Genomic DNA, 15,647 nt, shown 5'->3' on the forward strand with positions numbered 1-15,647 from the left:
TTGTTTGTTTCGTTCAGTTTTCAAAGAACTACTTGGTCGCTCATTTGCGACTTCCTTATGTTAACATTTTCATCTTTCAATGTCAACTAAGTTTTTTATTTCGTTTGTCGCTTTCGACGTTATTGTCATCGGCGACTTGTTCTATATTACACCTCTAAGCTCTAATCGTCAATATGTTTTTATAAAAAATATAAAAAGGCTTATTTCTTTTAAAATAAGCCTTTTTATCACATATCATTCTATTCATTTATTATTTTTCTATAATTGGTAACGAAACGATAAATTGAATAATACCATCCCTATATTCCGCTCGAATACTACCACCTTGTAACTCAACAATACTTTTCGCAATCGCTAAACCGAGTCCCGACCCTTCCGTTACTCTACTTCGAGATTGATCCTTCTTATAGAAACGTTCAAACAAATTCGCTAACTCTTCTCTCGTAAACTCTTCACTATGATTCGCAATTACAATTTGTATATCCCTACGCTGCCTTTGAAGAGAAACTTTTATATCTGCATCATCTTTACTATACTTAATCGCATTCATTAGTAAATTATCAAATACACGAACCATCTTTTCCGAATCAATTGATGCATAAGCACGTTCCTCAGGAAACTTCTTAACAAACGTAAGTCCATGTTCTTCCGCCTGCGGTACTAACTCTTCTATTAATTGCTCGAGTAGCTCATTCATACAAACTTCCTGTTTTTCTAATACAACTTGTTCATTTGTTAACTTCGTATACTCAAATAAATCTTCTATTAAATTTTTTAACTGCTCCGACTTTGCAAAAGCAATTCTCGTATACTCATCATGTTGTTCTTTATTTTCATATTTAGAATCTCTAAGTAATCGTAAGTAACCCATAATAGAAGTAAGTGGTGTACGTAAATCGTGAGATACATTCGTAATAAGCTCACTCTTCTGTTTCTCTAATTTACGTTCCTTTTCTATATTATTCATAAGCTCTTCTGCCATATTATTAATATTCTCAGTTAAAGCTGCAATCTCATCTTCACCTTTTTTCTCAATGCGGTACGCTAAGTTGCCTCTTTCTATTTCCTTTACACCTTGTGCCATTGCTTCAATCTGCTTCATCTTTCTCTTTGTTATATAGAAGAAAGAGAAAATGAATACAAGAACACCAATTAAAAATGGGAATGGTCCTTCTTTCGTGTCATACATTACCTCTCCCTCTGGAATTCCGCTAACAAACATGTACAAATTCTTTCCTTCAATAGTAATAGGTGAAAAAGATATAAACTCTTTTCTTGTACTTTCAAATACATTTCTACCATCTGTATAATTAATCGCAAATGATGCTGCATTACGAATCGTATTATGCAAATCGATTTGCTCTTCTTGCGCTTGCTTTGTTTTATATAAAACTTTACCACTTTCATCAGTAACCAATATCTTTAAAGCTCTAGACCCTTGCTCTAAATTTTGGTTCTCCATTTCAATCATATTTGATATAGCTTCTAATTTATTTTCATGAACCGAACTATTTGCCGCTCCTTGAGCTTGGTGATTAATTTGTTCCATACCAGCCCGATAATCGATAGTTGCTTGACGATTCGCATTCTCAAAAAATGGCGCAGCTCCCTTCGCTGACAAAACTCCTAATAACGCACAAGTAGCAAAAGTAGTAATTAATTGAATCCTTATACTCTTTCGTACGCTCTTTACTAATTTCTCAATTAATTCTCTTATTTTCCTTATATAAGTAAACGGATTAAATATCTTTTTCAATCTTATACCCCACTCCCCATACTGTTTTTATATATCTAGGTTTCCTTGGATTCTCCTCAATCTTTTCACGCACTTTCCGAATGTGCACCATTACAGTATTATCAGACTGGAAAGATCGTTCGTTCCACACCTTTTCATAAATTTGCTCCGCACTAAACACCATACCTGGATTTCTAGCTAGCAATTCTAAAATTGAAAATTCCCTCGGAGTTAGTTTCACTTCTTCTCCCTCTACAACAACTTTATGGGTCGAGATGTTGATTTTCATCTCCCCAATTTCTAACTCGTCCTCATTTTGGACAGCGAAACCATTCATTTTCATATAACGGCGTAACTGAGATTTAATTCGTGCAATTAACTCTAATGGATTAAATGGTTTCGTTACATAATCATCTGCACCCGTTGTTAGCCCTAAAATCTTATCCATATCTTGCGTTTTCGCAGAAAGCATAATAATAGGCATTTCTTTCGCTTCCCTTACCTTCATACACATATGAATACCATCCACTTTCGGCATCATAATATCTAATACGACTAGATGTACTTCATTTTCTTCCAATAGACGTAATCCTTCTTCTCCGTCTCCTGCTTGTAATACTTTATATCCTTCATTCTTTAAATAGATTGTAATTAAATTCCGAATTTCTTTTTCATCATCTACGACAAGTATTGTTTCGTGTGCCACAATATCTCCCCCATCACTTTTTTAATCCCTAACTTCTATTATAGGAAAACTTCTGAAGAAAAACGCTCGGAAATCCTTAAGATTTTCTGAAGACGCAAAAAAGGTCTAGACTCCCCTTAAGTCTAGACCTTTAAAAAACCCCTTTTATTTACGAACATAGATGAAATATAGTACGAATAAAACTCCCATAACATACATAATTGGATGAACCTCTTTACGACGACCACTCACAACCATTGTAATTGGATAGAAGATAAATCCAATCGCAATCCCAGTTGCGATACTATACGTAAGTGGCATAGAGATAATTGTAAAGAATGCTGGTACTGCAATCTCGAATTTCTTCCAATCAATTTCCCCTAAGGAAGAAACCATCAAGATTCCTACAATAATTAAAGCCGGTGCCGTTACAGCTGGCGTTACAACACTTAGTAATGGCGAGAAGAATAGTGCCAGTAAGAAGAATCCTGCTGTTACAACTGCTGTAAATCCAGAACGTCCTCCTGCTGCTACCCCTGCAGACGATTCAATGTAAGACGTTGTTGTTGATGTACCTAAAATCGCACCAATTACAGTTGCAATCGCATCTGCAAATAACGCTTTTCCTGCACGTGGTAATTTATTGTTCTTCATTAATCCTGCTTGATTTGCAACCGCTACAAGCGTACCTGCTGTATCAAAGAAATCGATAAAGAAGAACGTTATAATAACAATCCCCATTTGAACTGTGAAAATATCTCCGAAGTGCGTTAACGCCACGCCGAACGTTGGTTCTAGACTCGGTATTGCTCCCACCACAGCTTTCGGAGTATCAATTAATCCTGTTGCAACTCCTAAGATCGCTGTAAGAATCATACCGTAGAATACTGCACCATTAACTTTCTTAATCATGAAGATGATCGTAGTAACAACCCCGAAGATTGCTAGTAACGTTGTGCCCTTTGTTAAGTCCCCCAACCCAACAAGAACCGCATCGTTTTTCACGATAATTCCGGCATTTTGGAATCCAAGGAAAGCAATGAATAATCCAATACCTGCTGCTACTGCAAACTTTAACTCCGATGGAATTGCATTAATGATTTTTTCACGAATACCTGAAGCAGTAAGAATAATAAAGATAATACCTGACATTAATGTTCCGGCAATGGCCGTTTGCCACGGAATACCCATCGTTAACACTGCTGTATAAGCAAAGAACGCGTTAATTCCCATACCTGGCGCTAAAGCAATTGGATACTTCGCGAAAATACCCATAATTAACGAACCGATCGCTGCCGCTAATGCCGTAGCAACGAATACTGCACCTGGATCCATCCCTGTACCTGCTGGTAACCCTTTAACATTTCCAAGCGACAGCGTAGCAGGATTGACAAATAGTACGTAAGCCATAGATAGAAATGTCGTTAACCCTGCTATGAACTCAGTCTTATAATTCGTACCGAGCTCATCAAACTGAAAATAGCGTTTCATCCTATGTTTCCCCCGTTATATGATTACTCGCCGTATTTCACCCTAGCCCTCTTTTATCCCGAGAAATAAAAAAGGCTCCCATTGCATATATACATGGAAGCGTTCTATAAACAAAGACAAGTTTCCCCTCATCTTTATACAAACGCCTCGTAGTCAAGCCATTTACGGTAGCTAGGTAGAAACTTTCGGGCCATATCCCCGATATTATACGACGGCTATAATATTCACTTTTCGTTTGAATTACATAATCATATTAACTCGACGAAGTAGTTTTGTCAATTTAAAAACGAACATTTTCATAAACTTCTATAGTTTCGTTCGTATTAACACCAAAATAAAAAAGATCCATCTATGCATAAGCAATAGATGGACCTTTTTATAAATACTATTCCCACTCAATAGTTGCTGGTGGCTTACTCGTTACATCATACACGATACGGTTAACGTGTTTTACTTCGTTTACGATACGTACAGAGATTTTCTCTAATACGTCCCAAGGGATACGTGCCCAGTCAGCTGTCATACCGTCGATAGATGTTACTGCACGGATACCTACTGTGTAATCGTAAGTACGCTCGTCACCCATAACACCTACGCTACGCATACCAGGAAGTGCAGTGAAGTATTGCCAGATTTCACGGTCTAAGCCCGCTTTAATAATTTCTTCACGTAAAATCGCATCAGATTCACGAACGATTTCTAATTTCTCTTCTGTAATTTCACCTAATACACGAATACCAAGACCCGGTCCTGGGAATGGTTGACGCCATACGATTTCATCAGGAATTCCTAGTTCAGATCCTAATACACGTACTTCGTCTTTAAATAACGTGTTTAAAGGCTCAATTAATTTGAACTGCATGTCTTCTGGAAGTCCACCAACGTTGTGGTGAGATTTAATTGTTTGTGCAGTTGCTGTACCACTTTCAACGATGTCTGTGTACAGTGTACCTTGCGCTAGGAAGTCCATACCTTGTAATTTAGACGCTTCATCATCAAATACGTAAATGAATTCGTTACCGATGATTTTACGTTTTTGTTCTGGATCTTCTACACCTTTTAACTTGTTCATGAAGCGTTCTTTTGCATCCACTTTAATAACGTTCATGTGGAAGCCTTCGCTAAATGTTTTCATAACGCCTTCTGCTTCACCTTTACGCAGTAAGCCGTGGTCAACGAAAATACAAGTTAATTGATCGCCGATTGCTTTATGAATTAATACTGCTACAACAGAAGAGTCTACACCGCCACTAAGTGCGCATAGTACTTTTTTGTCTCCAACAGTTTCACGAATTTTTTCTAATTCTACTTCGATAAAGTTCTCCATGTTCCATCCTTCAGAACAACCACATACGCCGAATACGAAGTTTTTAATTAAATCGTTACCGTGCTCAGAGTGACGTACTTCTGGGTGGAATTGTACACCGTATAAGTTTTTCGCTTCATTGCTCATACCAGCAATTGGGCAAGACTCACTTGTTGCGTCTACTACGAATCCTTCAGGTAAACCAGTTACTAAGTCACCATGGCTCATCCATACAACTTGCTCTTCTGGAAGGTTCGCATATAATTTTGATTCGTTCTCTACTTTAAGAACAGCTTTTCCGTACTCACGGTGATTTGCACGCTCTACTTTACCACCGAAGTGTTGCGTCATAAGCTGCATACCGTAACAAATACCGAAGATTGGTAAACCTAGTTCAAAGATTTTTTCATCACAATGTAATGCACCTTCACCGTATACGCTATTTGGTCCACCAGAGAAAATAATCCCTTTTGGATTCATTGCTTTAATTTCTTCTGCAGTAATTGTATGTGGATGAAGTTCACTGTATACACCGAACTCACGAATTCGACGTGCTATTAACTGATTGTATTGACTTCCAAAATCTAAAACGATAATTGTATCGTGTTGTTTCTTCAAAATAATCACCCCAACGTTAGTTCTCGTATATAAATATTTTCACCAATTTGGCGAAAAGCATTACCAATATAATAAAAAAAGCCAGTCCTCCGCCTCTAGTCTCATAACAAAGAAAAGGCAGGGGTCTGGCTTTATAAAGAAAGATAGTCTCCGCTCTTTATAAATATAAGACACACTGCCTTCATAGTCAGGTTGTTTGCGGTAACCCGGTAGAGACTCTCAAACCATATCATTGAGGATATATGAAGGATCGTTTTATATTATCTTCCTAGATTCTAACAATGAAATATCAATATGGTCAAGAGAGAAAGCGACAAAATTCTACAGAAATTCATTTCCTTTTCTAAAAAACATAAAAAAACATCCATTTCTATATAGAAATGGATGTTTTTTAGAGCAAACGGAATTACATCATTCCGCCCATACCGCCCATGCCCATGCCGCCCATGTCAGGCATTGCTGGTGCATTTGGTTCTGGTTTGTCAGCTACTACAGCTTCAGTTGTTAAGAACATAGCTGCAACAGATGCTGCGTTTTGAAGTGCAGAACGAGTTACTTTAGCTGGATCTACGATACCAGACTCAAGCATGTTAACCCATTCGCCAGTAGCTGCGTTGAAACCAACGCCTACTTTTTCGCCTTTTAGACGCTCTACAACTACAGATCCTTCTAGACCAGCGTTGATTGCGATTTGACGAACTGGCTCTTCTAGTGCGCGAAGTACGATGTTGATACCTGTTGCTTCGTCGCCTTCAGCTACGATAGAAGCTACTTTTGTGTATACGTTCATAAGTGAAGTACCACCACCTGCAACGATACCTTCTTCTACTGCTGCACGAGTTGAGTTAAGTGCATCTTCAATGCGAAGTTTGCGTTCTTTCAACTCAGTTTCAGTTGCTGCACCTACTTTAATTACCGCTACGCCACCTGCAAGTTTTGCAAGACGCTCTTGTAATTTTTCACGATCGAATTCAGAAGTTGTTTCTTCTAATTGCGCACGGATTTGACCGATGCGAGCTTCGATTTGTTCTGTGCTTCCTACACCTTCAACTACAGTTGTGTTTTCTTTCGTTACAACAACTTTACCAGCGCGTCCTAAAGATTCAACTGTAGCAGATTTTAAGTCACGGCCTAATTCTTCAGTGATTACTTCGCCACCAGTTAAGATCGCGATATCTTCTAGCATTGCTTTACGACGGTCACCAAATCCAGGAGCTTTAACAGCTACTACATTGAATGTACCACGAAGTTTGTTCACTACTAATGTAGCTAACGCTTCGCCTTCTACATCTTCAGCAATGATAAGAAGTGGTTTACCTTGTTGTACCACTTGCTCTAATACTGGTAAGATTTCTTGAATGTTAGAAATCTTTTTATCAGTGATTAAGATGTATGGGTTATCAAGAACTGCTTCCATTTTGTCAGAATCAGTAATCATGTAAGGAGATGCATATCCACGATCAAATTGCATACCTTCTACTACGTCTAATTCTGTTGTGAAGCCTTTAGATTCTTCTAAAGTAATAACGCCGTCGTTACCAACGCGCTCCATTGCTTCAGCGATTAATTGACCTACTTCTTCGTCAGCAGCAGAAATAGCAGCTACTTGTGCGATAGAAGATTTACCTTCGATTGGTTTAGAAATCGTTTTTAATTCTTCAATTGCAGCAGTAACAGCTTTTTCGATACCTTTACGAAGACCCATTGGGTTCGCACCAGCTGTTACGTTTTTAAGACCTTCACGAATCATAGCTTGCGCTAATACAGTTGCAGTTGTTGTTCCGTCACCAGCTACGTCATTTGTTTTGCTAGCAACTTCTGCTACTAATTTCGCACCCATGTTTTCGAATGCATCTTCTAATTCAATTTCTTTTGCGATTGTTACACCATCATTTGTAATAAGTGGTGAACCAAATTTTTTCTCAAGTACAACGTTACGACCTTTTGGTCCAAGCGTAACTTTTACTGCGTTTGCAAGAGTGTCGACACCGCGAAGCATCGAACGACGTGCTTCTTCACTAAATTTAATATCTTTTGCCATAATAATTGACCCCCTTGGATTTTTTAAGATTTATATAATTAACCGATAACTGCTAAAATGTCACTTTCACGTAAAATCAAGTAGTCTGTACCTTCATATTTCACTTCAGTACCTGCATATTTTGAGAAGATGATAAGATCACCTGCTGCTACCTCTAAAGCAACACGCTCACCATTCTCAAGCACTCGACCAGTACCTACTGCAACTACTTTACCCTCTTGTGGTTTTTCTTTTGCAGTATCTGGTAATACAATACCACTTGCTGTTTTTTCTTCTGCTTGAACAAGCTCAATTACAACGCGATCACCTAATGGCTTTAGCATGAACAATAACCTCCTCATTTTGTTATGTAAATTTCTTTTATTAGCACTCAAGTCATCCGAGTGCTAACACACTTATAATAATAAATAATCTCAATTTCTTTTGCAAGTAAAAAAATCATAATTTTTTCGCAAATCACTATATAAACTTTCTATATAGAATACTGCCTTTACTATATGAATCGTTGTTTCCACTGCTCGTATGTTACAATATGAAAGGACACCCTAAGTTGTTTTCGCTACACACACAACTTTCTCCTGTCTTCTATTATAATTTCAAATAAGGATTTACGAAAAAAACATAATTCAAGTGAGGTTTATATCGTAGGTAGCATATTTACATGTTATCCTAACTTATCTCATACACTATAGTTAGAAAGGATGGTTAAACCATTTGAAGAAACAATACTGGTGGATTATCGTTACATACATTTTAATGCAGTTATCTGGCGTTGTTGGATTGCCACTTCTCCTAAAAACAGGACTCTATGATAATAGAGGATTTACCATTGAGGAAAAAGGACAAATCATAACGGGACACTGGGCAATTATTAGCTTCTTTGTTGCATTATGTATCGTACTTTGGTTACTTAGAACAGATATTCGTGACAGGCATTTAGATCCAAAGCGCTCTTCTGCTCCAGCTACTATTGGATGGATTTTCATCGGGTTCTTCTTAGCTTTCTTTTCACAAATAGTTGCCGGTATGATCGAGATGCAGCTGCTAGGAATTAAACAAGGTTCAGAAAATACAATGAAACTGATGGAGATTGCAAGAACGACCCCTTGGTTCCTTATTGTTGTATCTATAATTGGACCTATCTTAGAAGAAATCGTATTTAGAAAAATTTTATTTGGTGCACTTTATAAGAAGTTTAACTTCTTTATCGCAGCTATCATTAGTTCGCTTGTATTCGCAGCAATTCATTTTGATTTTACTCATTTATTGGTATACACTGCTATGGGGCTCGTATTCGCCTTCTTATATGTGAAGACGAAACGTATTATCGTTCCGATTGCAGCTCATGTTGCGATGAATACATTAGTCGCTATTGGGCAAATTTTTATGAGCAATGAACAAATTCAAGAAATGATTAAAGAAGCTGAAAAAATGCAAGGCTTTATCGGAGGATTTTTTGTATGAGAAACTCACCATTGTTCATGGCTGCACTATACTTCCTTCTTGGATGTATCTTTACACGCTTCGCCATTACGAACGTGACAGATACAATCTGGAATATGTGGACAATACTATTTGCAGTTATGGCAACAATTGATTTTAATTTGGCGCTTCGCCTTATATTAATCAAATTCACAAAGAAGAAACAATAATAAAACGCAGAGGTCGCTTCCTCTGCGTTTTATTGTGGATAGTTTTTCAAAAAGTAAACTAATGTTTGTAACTCTACAGCTAAGTCAATATGATGAATTCTAATATTCTCTGATACGTTTAATCGCGCTGGTGTGAAATTCAAAATACCGTGCACGCTCGTTTCAGCTAATCTATCTGCTACAGCTTGTGCTACTGTAGCCGGTACTGTTAATATTGCCACTTGTATATCATTTGATAATCTCTCTTCTAATTCATCTAAATGATATACAGGAATGCCCCCGATTTCTGTTCCAACTTTCTCTTCACTAACATCAAATGCCATTTCAATTTTTGTATTATTGTTTTTCGTGAAATTATAATGTAAGAAAGCGGTCCCTAAATTACCTACTCCAATAAGTGCTACACGTGTTATATCATCTTGATCAAGTGTTTCGCGGAAAAATGATAATAAATAATTTACGTTATATCCATATCCCTTTTTCCCTAACGCTCCAAAATACGAAAAATCTCTTCGTATTGTTGCGGAATCTACTTTTACTGCCTCACTCAATTCGGCCGATGAAACACGCTGCTTACCAGAAAGAGATAAGTTTTGGATAAATCGATAGTATAGAGGCAATCTTTTAGCAGTGGCTTGTGGAATCTTTTGCTGATCCATATGACCTCTCCTCTCTTCCTATCTTTATTCATATACTTTAATCAAATACAGAAGTTTAGCACTCATTAAATTCCTTGTATAATAAAGAGAAGAAGTATTCTCTCTTTATTTTAAACTATACACTATTTTTAGTATGATTGAGAAATATAAACATGGCAAAGTTAAGAAATTATTTGAGGTGAAAACATTGATTTTATTACAAGTAAACGCGCTTTCGAAATTATACGGTGCAGAAACGATTCTTGCAAACATAAAATTGGAAGTACAAACAAAAGATCGTATCGCATTAGTTGGAAGGAATGGAGCAGGCAAATCTACATTATTAAAAATTATCGCTGGTGAATTATCTCATGATGGTGGCGAAATTATAAAACCGAAAGATGTCTCAATCGGATATTTAGCTCAAAATACTGGACTAGAAACGTCTTTAACAATTTGGGATGAAATGCTAACCGTCTTTACCCACTTACAGCAAATGGAGACAAAACTTCGAAGGCTTGAGCAAGAAATGGGAAAAGAAGAAAACTTTTCAAACGAAGCTACATATGAAAGATTGTTAGCTGATTATGACCAATTGCAACTCAATTATAAAGATCAAGGTGGATATCAATATGAAGCGGATATTCGCTCCATTTTAAGCGGCCTTGGCTTCCCAGTTGAAACGCACCAGACGACGATCTCTACTTTAAGCGGCGGGCAAAAAACAAGATTAGCTCTCGGGAAATTATTATTAACAAAACCAGACTTACTTATTTTGGACGAGCCTACAAACCATTTAGACATCGAAACATTAACGTGGCTTGAGCAATATTTACAAGGTTATCCTGGCGCAATATTAATCGTTTCACATGACCGTTATTTCTTAGACAAACTCGTTACACAAGTATATGAAATTTCGAATAAAGAAAGCAGACGATTTGTTGGTAACTACAGTAAATATTTAGACTTAAAATCAGCATTATATGAGCAAGAAATGAAACGTTACGAAAAACAACAAGATGAAATCGCAAAACTTGAGGACTTCGTTCAAAAGAATATAGCTCGCGCTTCTACAACGAAACGTGCTCAAAGTCGTCGTAAACAACTAGACAGAATGGAATTATTAACGAGACCATTAGGGGATTCTAAGTCAGCATCATTCCACTTCGATATTGAAAAGCAAAGTGGAAATGATGTTTTACAAGTAAATGATGCAATCATCGGCTATGATGAGAACCCTATAATTGAACATGTAACTATGCGCTTAACTCGCGGAGATAGTGTTGCTTTAGTTGGTCCAAACGGAATTGGGAAATCCACATTGTTAAAGTCTATTGTGAATAAGTTACCACTATTAAATGGTGATGTTTCTTTCGGATCAAATGTATCTGTTGGTTATTATGATCAAGAACAAGCAAACTTAACATCTTCTAAACGGGTTTTAAATGAATTATGGGATGAATATCCACTGCAACCTGAAAAAGAAATCCGTACTATACTCGGGAGTTTTTTATTCACAGGAGATGATGTACTGAAACCAGTATCTTCTCTTAGTGGTGGACAAAAAGCTCGATTAGCTCTTGCAAAACTTATGATGCAAAAGTCAAATTTGTTAATTCTAGATGAGCCTACGAACCACCTTGATTTAAATAGTAAAGAGATTTTGGAGAATGCTTTAATTGATTACCCAGGGACTCTTCTATTCGTCTCACATGACCGCTACTTTATTAACCGTGTAACAACGACTGTGGTTGAGTTATCAACAGAAGGTGCACAGGAATATTTAGGGGATTACGATTACTACGTTGAAAAGAAAAATGAAATGATTGAACGTGCAGAACTTGAACAGCAAGAAAGTGACATTCCTGTTCAAAAAGTGGTTGCACAAGAGAAATTAAATTATTTAGAAGAAAAAGAGCGTAAAAAACTAGAGCGTCAACGCACTAGAAAAATTGAAGAGCTAGAACAAAGTATATTAGAATTAGAAGAAGAAATTGCTACGTTAGAAGATCAACTTTGCTTACCAGAAATATATGCAGATTATGAAAAAGCTAGTGAAATTACAACTAAAAAGCAAACGCTACAAGAACAACTTGAAACTTGTATGGCAGAATGGGAAGAGCTGCATGTATAAGCATATTTAAATAAAGAAGATGTCTCATAAGTCAGGATTTTTGACTATGTGACATCTTTTTTTCTTTTAATACAGAAACAATTTTTTGAGTATATCAATCGCAACTTAGAATATACCAACGATTTTTCAAATATATCTATTGTAACCCTATATATATTAACAATTCGACACGAAATATCGATTTAACGACAAAGATTGACAATATTAGCATCTTCTATAATAGGGGGATGTTTCAAAATGTTTTTCGGGGATATCTTCTTACTTTTTATTTCCCGAAAAAGAACAAATTTAAAGGTCTGACATCATCCTATTTATCCACAAGTTTATACACATATCCACCTTTATAAAATAAACCTTAAAATAACTTTTCCACATTATCCACAATCAACAAAAAAGTTATCAACATTTTATATACACAATAAAACCCACATTATCAACAGACAATATGGGTTTTATCCACAACCTGTGGTTAATTATGTGCATAACTATGCTTCAATATCTAATCCTGGATTTGCATTTAAGGCTAATGTTGCACGCTTACCTTGTTCATAAGCAATTGTCCCTGCCGCTGCAATCATCGCTGCATTATCTGTGCATAAAGATAGCGGCGGAATAATTAATTCAATGTTTTCTTTTTGTGCAAATTCCTCTTCTAATCGCGCACGAAGTCCTTTATTAGCAGCTACTCCGCCAGCAAGAAGTAATTGCTTTACATTATAAGCTTCTGCTGCACGAGCTGCTTTCGTTACAAGTACATCTATTACACTTTCTTGGAAACTTGCCGCTAAATCTTCTGGCGCAATTTCTATACCGCGTTGTTTTGCGTTATGCACAGTGTTGATAACTGCTGATTTCAATCCACTAAAGCTAAAATCATATGAATCCGGTTCTAGCCATGCACGAGGCAAATCAATTGTCGGTTTTCCTTCATGTGCAAGGCGATCAATATGAGGACCACCTGGATATGGCATAGATAACGTACGAGCTACTTTATCATATGCTTCTCCAGCTGCATCGTCTCGTGTTTCACCAATTACTTCGAATGAACCATGTTCTTTCATATAAACAAGTTCTGTATGCCCACCGGATACAACAAGTGATAATAACGGGAATTGAACTTCTTTTACTAAACGGTTCGCATAAATATGACCAGCAATATGATGAACACCGACTAACGGAATATCATGTGCAAACGCTACTGCCTTCGCTGCATTTACTCCAATTAGAAGTGCTCCTACTAAACCAGGACCTTCTGTTACAGCAATTGCATCAATATCATCAAATGTGATGTTTGCTTCCTTTAAAGCTTCTTCTAACACAACTGTAATTTCTTCTACATGATGACGGGATGCAATCTCTGGTACAACGCCGCCAAAACGTTTATGACTTTCAATTTGTGATGCAACGACATTCGCAATAATTTCCGTTCCATTTTTAACAACTGCTACTGCTGTTTCATCACAACTTGTTTCAATACCAAGTATAATCGTATTTTTTTCCATTATATATTCACCCACATTACGAGACCATCTTCCTGATTGTCTGCATAGTATCGTTTACGAATCCCACCATTTTGAAATCCGTATTTTCTGTATAACTGCTTTGCTACTTCATTTGATACACGTACTTCAAGTGTCATTGTTTTTACCCCTAGTTCTTTCGCTTCAGAAATAACTGCTTTCAATAGGGCATCTCCTAACTTTTGACCTCGGTATTCTGGCAAAATAGCTATATTTGTTATATGTGATTCATCAATAATTATCCACAATCCACAATACCCGACTACACGACCATCTTTTTCTAACACAATATAATGTGCATGTTCATTCATCGTTAATTCACGGTGAAAGGCATCTGCAGTCCAAGGAGTTGAAAAAGACGCTTCTTCAATAGCTACAATTTGAGCAATATCATCAAGCTCCATCTTTCTAAATATCATATCCATCTTCTGCAAGCTCCTACTTGTTTTGACTTTCTAACCACTTTGTTTCAGCTTCAGCTAAACGAAGATAGCTTGGAACAAACGTATGCACATCTTGTTCTTCTTTTTGTAATCCTAAGAATGCTAGCTCACTTGGTCTTGGGTTATTTTTAGTAAATGGAGCGAATACAGCTTGATCACCTAAATGTTCTATAATTGTTTCTTTATGCAATTTAACATCGTTACCGATAAATAAAACAGGCTGTCCTTTATCTTTTAACATTTGCAACCAGTCCACAATAAGAATAATTCGGTCTTCTTCTATTGAAGTTAACTGCTCTCCTTCATATGTATATAACCCAGTATAAATTTGCCCACGTCTTCCATCAAATAAAGGACAAATTAACCCGTTAAAGTTAGCACCGTTTGCAGCTACTACCTCTAAACTTGATACACCTACAATTGGTATTTGAAGTGACCAAGCTAATGTTTTCGCCGCTGTCACGCCTATGCGAACACCTGTATAGGATCCAGGTCCAGCAGCTACAACGATTTTAGTTAATTCCTTCGGTTTTACGCCACACTCTTTTAACAGTTTCTCTACAGCTGGCATAAGACGTACAGAATGGTTTTTTGTTAAATTTGTAATGATTTCCCCAATTACGTTTCCTTCCTCAATAAGGGATACACCCATTACGTAATTTGAAGTATCAATTGCTAGTACTTTCATCTTGTAATAGCTCCTCACATAATCTAATATAGCGATCTCCAATTGGCTCGAGTATAATTTTTCTTGTGTCATCTCCAGCATGGAATAAACTAATTTGTAACTTTTCATTCGGTAAATATGCTTCTATTAAATGAGCCCATTCTACTACCGTAATTCCTTCACCGTAGAAATATTCATCAAAGCCTAAGTCCTCTTCACTTTCTGCTAAGCGATACACGTCCATATGATATAGCGGTAACCTACCTTTATATTCTTTAATGATATTAAAGGTAGGACTATTTACAACTCTTTTCACTCCAAGACCTTTTGCTAGTCCCTTTGTAAAAGTCGTCTTACCAGCTCCAAGATCTCCTTCTAAAATAATTACATCTTGTGCCTCTACGAGCTCACCTAGTTTTTCTGATAACCTTTGTGTTTCCTCAGAAGATTTTGTTGTTACTTCATATTTACTCACAGACTTCACCTACTTTACTCACAATATTCTCTGCTCTTTATTATACAGGTTTTGAATATATAAAAAAGTCCTTAGGAGTTGTCCTAAGGATAGTTTGACTGTCTTTATTAGTTTTTTGTTAAAACAAATAAAAAAATACGAAACAACTTGTTTCGTTCTTTTCTTTATATGAAATGGCGGTCCCGACCGGGGTCGAACCGGCGATCTCCTGCGTGACAGGCAGGCATGTTAACCACTACACC

At 36.8% G+C, this 15,647-nt stretch carries 14 protein-coding genes, 1 tRNA gene and 2 riboswitches; of the genes, 3 read left to right on the plus strand and 12 right to left on the minus strand.

The genetic code is table 11. From position 1 onward, the window contains the following. Nucleotides 1–250: 250 nt before the first annotated feature. From QO049_RS29220 to groES, 6 genes are all read right to left on the minus strand, one after another. Nucleotides 251–1,756: a sensor histidine kinase gene (locus QO049_RS29220; RefSeq protein WP_246961771.1), complete on the minus strand. Its 1,506-nt coding sequence runs from the start codon at nucleotides 1,754–1,756 to the stop codon at nucleotides 251–253. After that, a complete protein-coding gene (locus QO049_RS29225; protein ID WP_000929887.1) occupies nucleotides 1,740–2,441 on the minus strand; it encodes a response regulator transcription factor in 702 nt (233 codons plus the stop codon). The genes QO049_RS29220 and QO049_RS29225 overlap by 17 nt, the downstream gene beginning before the upstream one ends. Before the next feature lie 144 nt (nucleotides 2,442–2,585). Then, nucleotides 2,586–3,911: an NCS2 family permease gene (locus QO049_RS29230; protein WP_000833096.1), complete on the minus strand. Its 1,326-nt coding sequence runs from the start codon at nucleotides 3,909–3,911 to the stop codon at nucleotides 2,586–2,588. Between the two features lie 130 nt (nucleotides 3,912–4,041). Beyond that, nucleotides 4,042–4,143: riboswitch (purine riboswitch) on the minus strand. A 153-nt stretch (nucleotides 4,144–4,296) separates the two neighbouring features. After that, nucleotides 4,297–5,835 (minus strand): glutamine-hydrolyzing GMP synthase, encoded by a 1,539-nt coding sequence (gene guaA / locus QO049_RS29235; protein WP_000743906.1) that lies wholly within the window; start codon nucleotides 5,833–5,835, stop codon nucleotides 4,297–4,299. Nucleotides 5,836–5,999: 164 nt separating this feature from the next. Next, a riboswitch (purine riboswitch) is annotated at nucleotides 6,000–6,101 on the minus strand. Between the two features lie 140 nt (nucleotides 6,102–6,241). Next, the gene (groL, locus tag QO049_RS29240; RefSeq protein ID WP_001029993.1) at nucleotides 6,242–7,876 is read right to left on the minus strand and encodes a chaperonin GroEL; all 1,635 of its coding nucleotides are present in this window, start codon (nucleotides 7,874–7,876) and stop codon (nucleotides 6,242–6,244) included. Nucleotides 7,877–7,914: 38 nt separating this feature from the next. Beyond that, the gene (gene groES / locus QO049_RS29245; protein WP_000917311.1) at nucleotides 7,915–8,199 is read right to left on the minus strand and encodes a co-chaperone GroES; all 285 of its coding nucleotides are present in this window, start codon (nucleotides 8,197–8,199) and stop codon (nucleotides 7,915–7,917) included. 391 nt (nucleotides 8,200–8,590) lie between these two features. Here groES and QO049_RS29250 point away from each other — a divergent pair, with 391 nt between their 5' ends. Both QO049_RS29250 and QO049_RS29255 read left to right on the plus strand, forming a co-directional pair. Beyond that, nucleotides 8,591–9,340 carry a CPBP family intramembrane glutamic endopeptidase gene (locus QO049_RS29250; protein ID WP_000745326.1) on the plus strand — a complete coding sequence of 250 codons (750 nt, stop codon included), beginning with the start codon at nucleotides 8,591–8,593 and terminating at the stop codon, nucleotides 9,338–9,340. Next, a complete protein-coding gene (locus QO049_RS29255; protein WP_001246200.1) occupies nucleotides 9,337–9,528 on the plus strand; it encodes a YdiK family protein in 192 nt (63 codons plus the stop codon). Before QO049_RS29250 ends, QO049_RS29255 begins: the two co-directional genes overlap by 4 nt. 29 nt (nucleotides 9,529–9,557) lie before the next feature. On the opposite strand, the gene QO049_RS29260 is transcribed toward QO049_RS29255, so the two are convergent. Next, nucleotides 9,558–10,187 (minus strand): redox-sensing transcriptional repressor Rex, encoded by a 630-nt coding sequence (locus QO049_RS29260; RefSeq protein WP_000372699.1) that lies wholly within the window; start codon nucleotides 10,185–10,187, stop codon nucleotides 9,558–9,560. 187 nt (nucleotides 10,188–10,374) lie between these two features. On the opposite strand from QO049_RS29260, the gene QO049_RS29265 reads away from it, so the two are divergent. After that, nucleotides 10,375–12,300 (plus strand): ABC-F family ATP-binding cassette domain-containing protein, encoded by a 1,926-nt coding sequence (locus QO049_RS29265; RefSeq protein ID WP_278003232.1) that lies wholly within the window; start codon nucleotides 10,375–10,377, stop codon nucleotides 12,298–12,300. 485 nt (nucleotides 12,301–12,785) lie between these two features. Here the strand turns inward: QO049_RS29265 and tsaD are convergent, their stop codons facing one another. The 5 genes from tsaD to QO049_RS29290 all read right to left on the minus strand — a co-directional run bounded on the left by tsaD (nucleotide 12,786) and on the right by QO049_RS29290 (nucleotide 15,647). Beyond that, complete coding sequence (gene tsaD, locus QO049_RS29270; protein ID WP_097856665.1) at nucleotides 12,786–13,802, minus strand: tRNA (adenosine(37)-N6)-threonylcarbamoyltransferase complex transferase subunit TsaD; 1,017 nt, start codon at nucleotides 13,800–13,802, stop codon at nucleotides 12,786–12,788. Continuing rightward, entirely contained in the window at nucleotides 13,802–14,245 is a 444-nt protein-coding gene (gene rimI / locus QO049_RS29275) for a ribosomal protein S18-alanine N-acetyltransferase (protein WP_000367190.1), read from the minus strand. The genes tsaD and rimI overlap by 1 nt, the downstream gene beginning before the upstream one ends. A 13-nt stretch (nucleotides 14,246–14,258) precedes the next feature. After that, entirely contained in the window at nucleotides 14,259–14,951 is a 693-nt protein-coding gene (gene tsaB, locus QO049_RS29280) for a tRNA (adenosine(37)-N6)-threonylcarbamoyltransferase complex dimerization subunit type 1 TsaB (RefSeq protein WP_000865753.1), read from the minus strand. Continuing rightward, entirely contained in the window at nucleotides 14,932–15,405 is a 474-nt protein-coding gene (gene tsaE / locus QO049_RS29285; RefSeq protein WP_000049642.1) for a tRNA (adenosine(37)-N6)-threonylcarbamoyltransferase complex ATPase subunit type 1 TsaE, read from the minus strand. The genes tsaB and tsaE overlap by 20 nt, the downstream gene beginning before the upstream one ends. A gap of 174 nt (nucleotides 15,406–15,579) precedes the next feature. Continuing rightward, a tRNA-Asp gene (locus QO049_RS29290) sits at nucleotides 15,580–15,647 on the minus strand.

Origin of the sequence: Bacillus sp. RB3, from assembly GCF_030164735.1 — a bacterium.
Classification (GTDB): domain Bacteria; phylum Bacillota; class Bacilli; order Bacillales; family Bacillaceae_G; genus Bacillus_A; species Bacillus_A cereus.

What these genes read in the sequence shown, in the direction of transcription:
- QO049_RS29230 (WP_000833096.1), bottom strand. Translation starts at nt 3,911, where the DNA reads ATGAAACGCTATTTTCAGTTTGATGAGCTCGGTACGAATTATAAGACT.
- groL (WP_001029993.1), bottom strand. Translation starts at nt 7,876, where the DNA reads ATGGCAAAAGATATTAAATTTAGTGAAGAAGCACGTCGTTCGATGCTT.
- groES (WP_000917311.1), bottom strand. Translation starts at nt 8,199, where the DNA reads ATGCTAAAGCCATTAGGTGATCGCGTTGTAATTGAGCTTGTTCAAGCA.
- QO049_RS29255 (WP_001246200.1), top strand. Translation starts at nt 9,337, where the DNA reads ATGAGAAACTCACCATTGTTCATGGCTGCACTATACTTCCTTCTTGGA.
- QO049_RS29260 (WP_000372699.1), bottom strand. Translation starts at nt 10,187, where the DNA reads ATGGATCAGCAAAAGATTCCACAAGCCACTGCTAAAAGATTGCCTCTA.
- tsaD (WP_097856665.1), bottom strand. Translation starts at nt 13,802, where the DNA reads ATGGAAAAAAATACGATTATACTTGGTATTGAAACAAGTTGTGATGAA.
- rimI (WP_000367190.1), bottom strand. Translation starts at nt 14,245, where the DNA reads ATGGATATGATATTTAGAAAGATGGAGCTTGATGATATTGCTCAAATT.
- tsaB (WP_000865753.1), bottom strand. Translation starts at nt 14,951, where the DNA reads ATGAAAGTACTAGCAATTGATACTTCAAATTACGTAATGGGTGTATCC.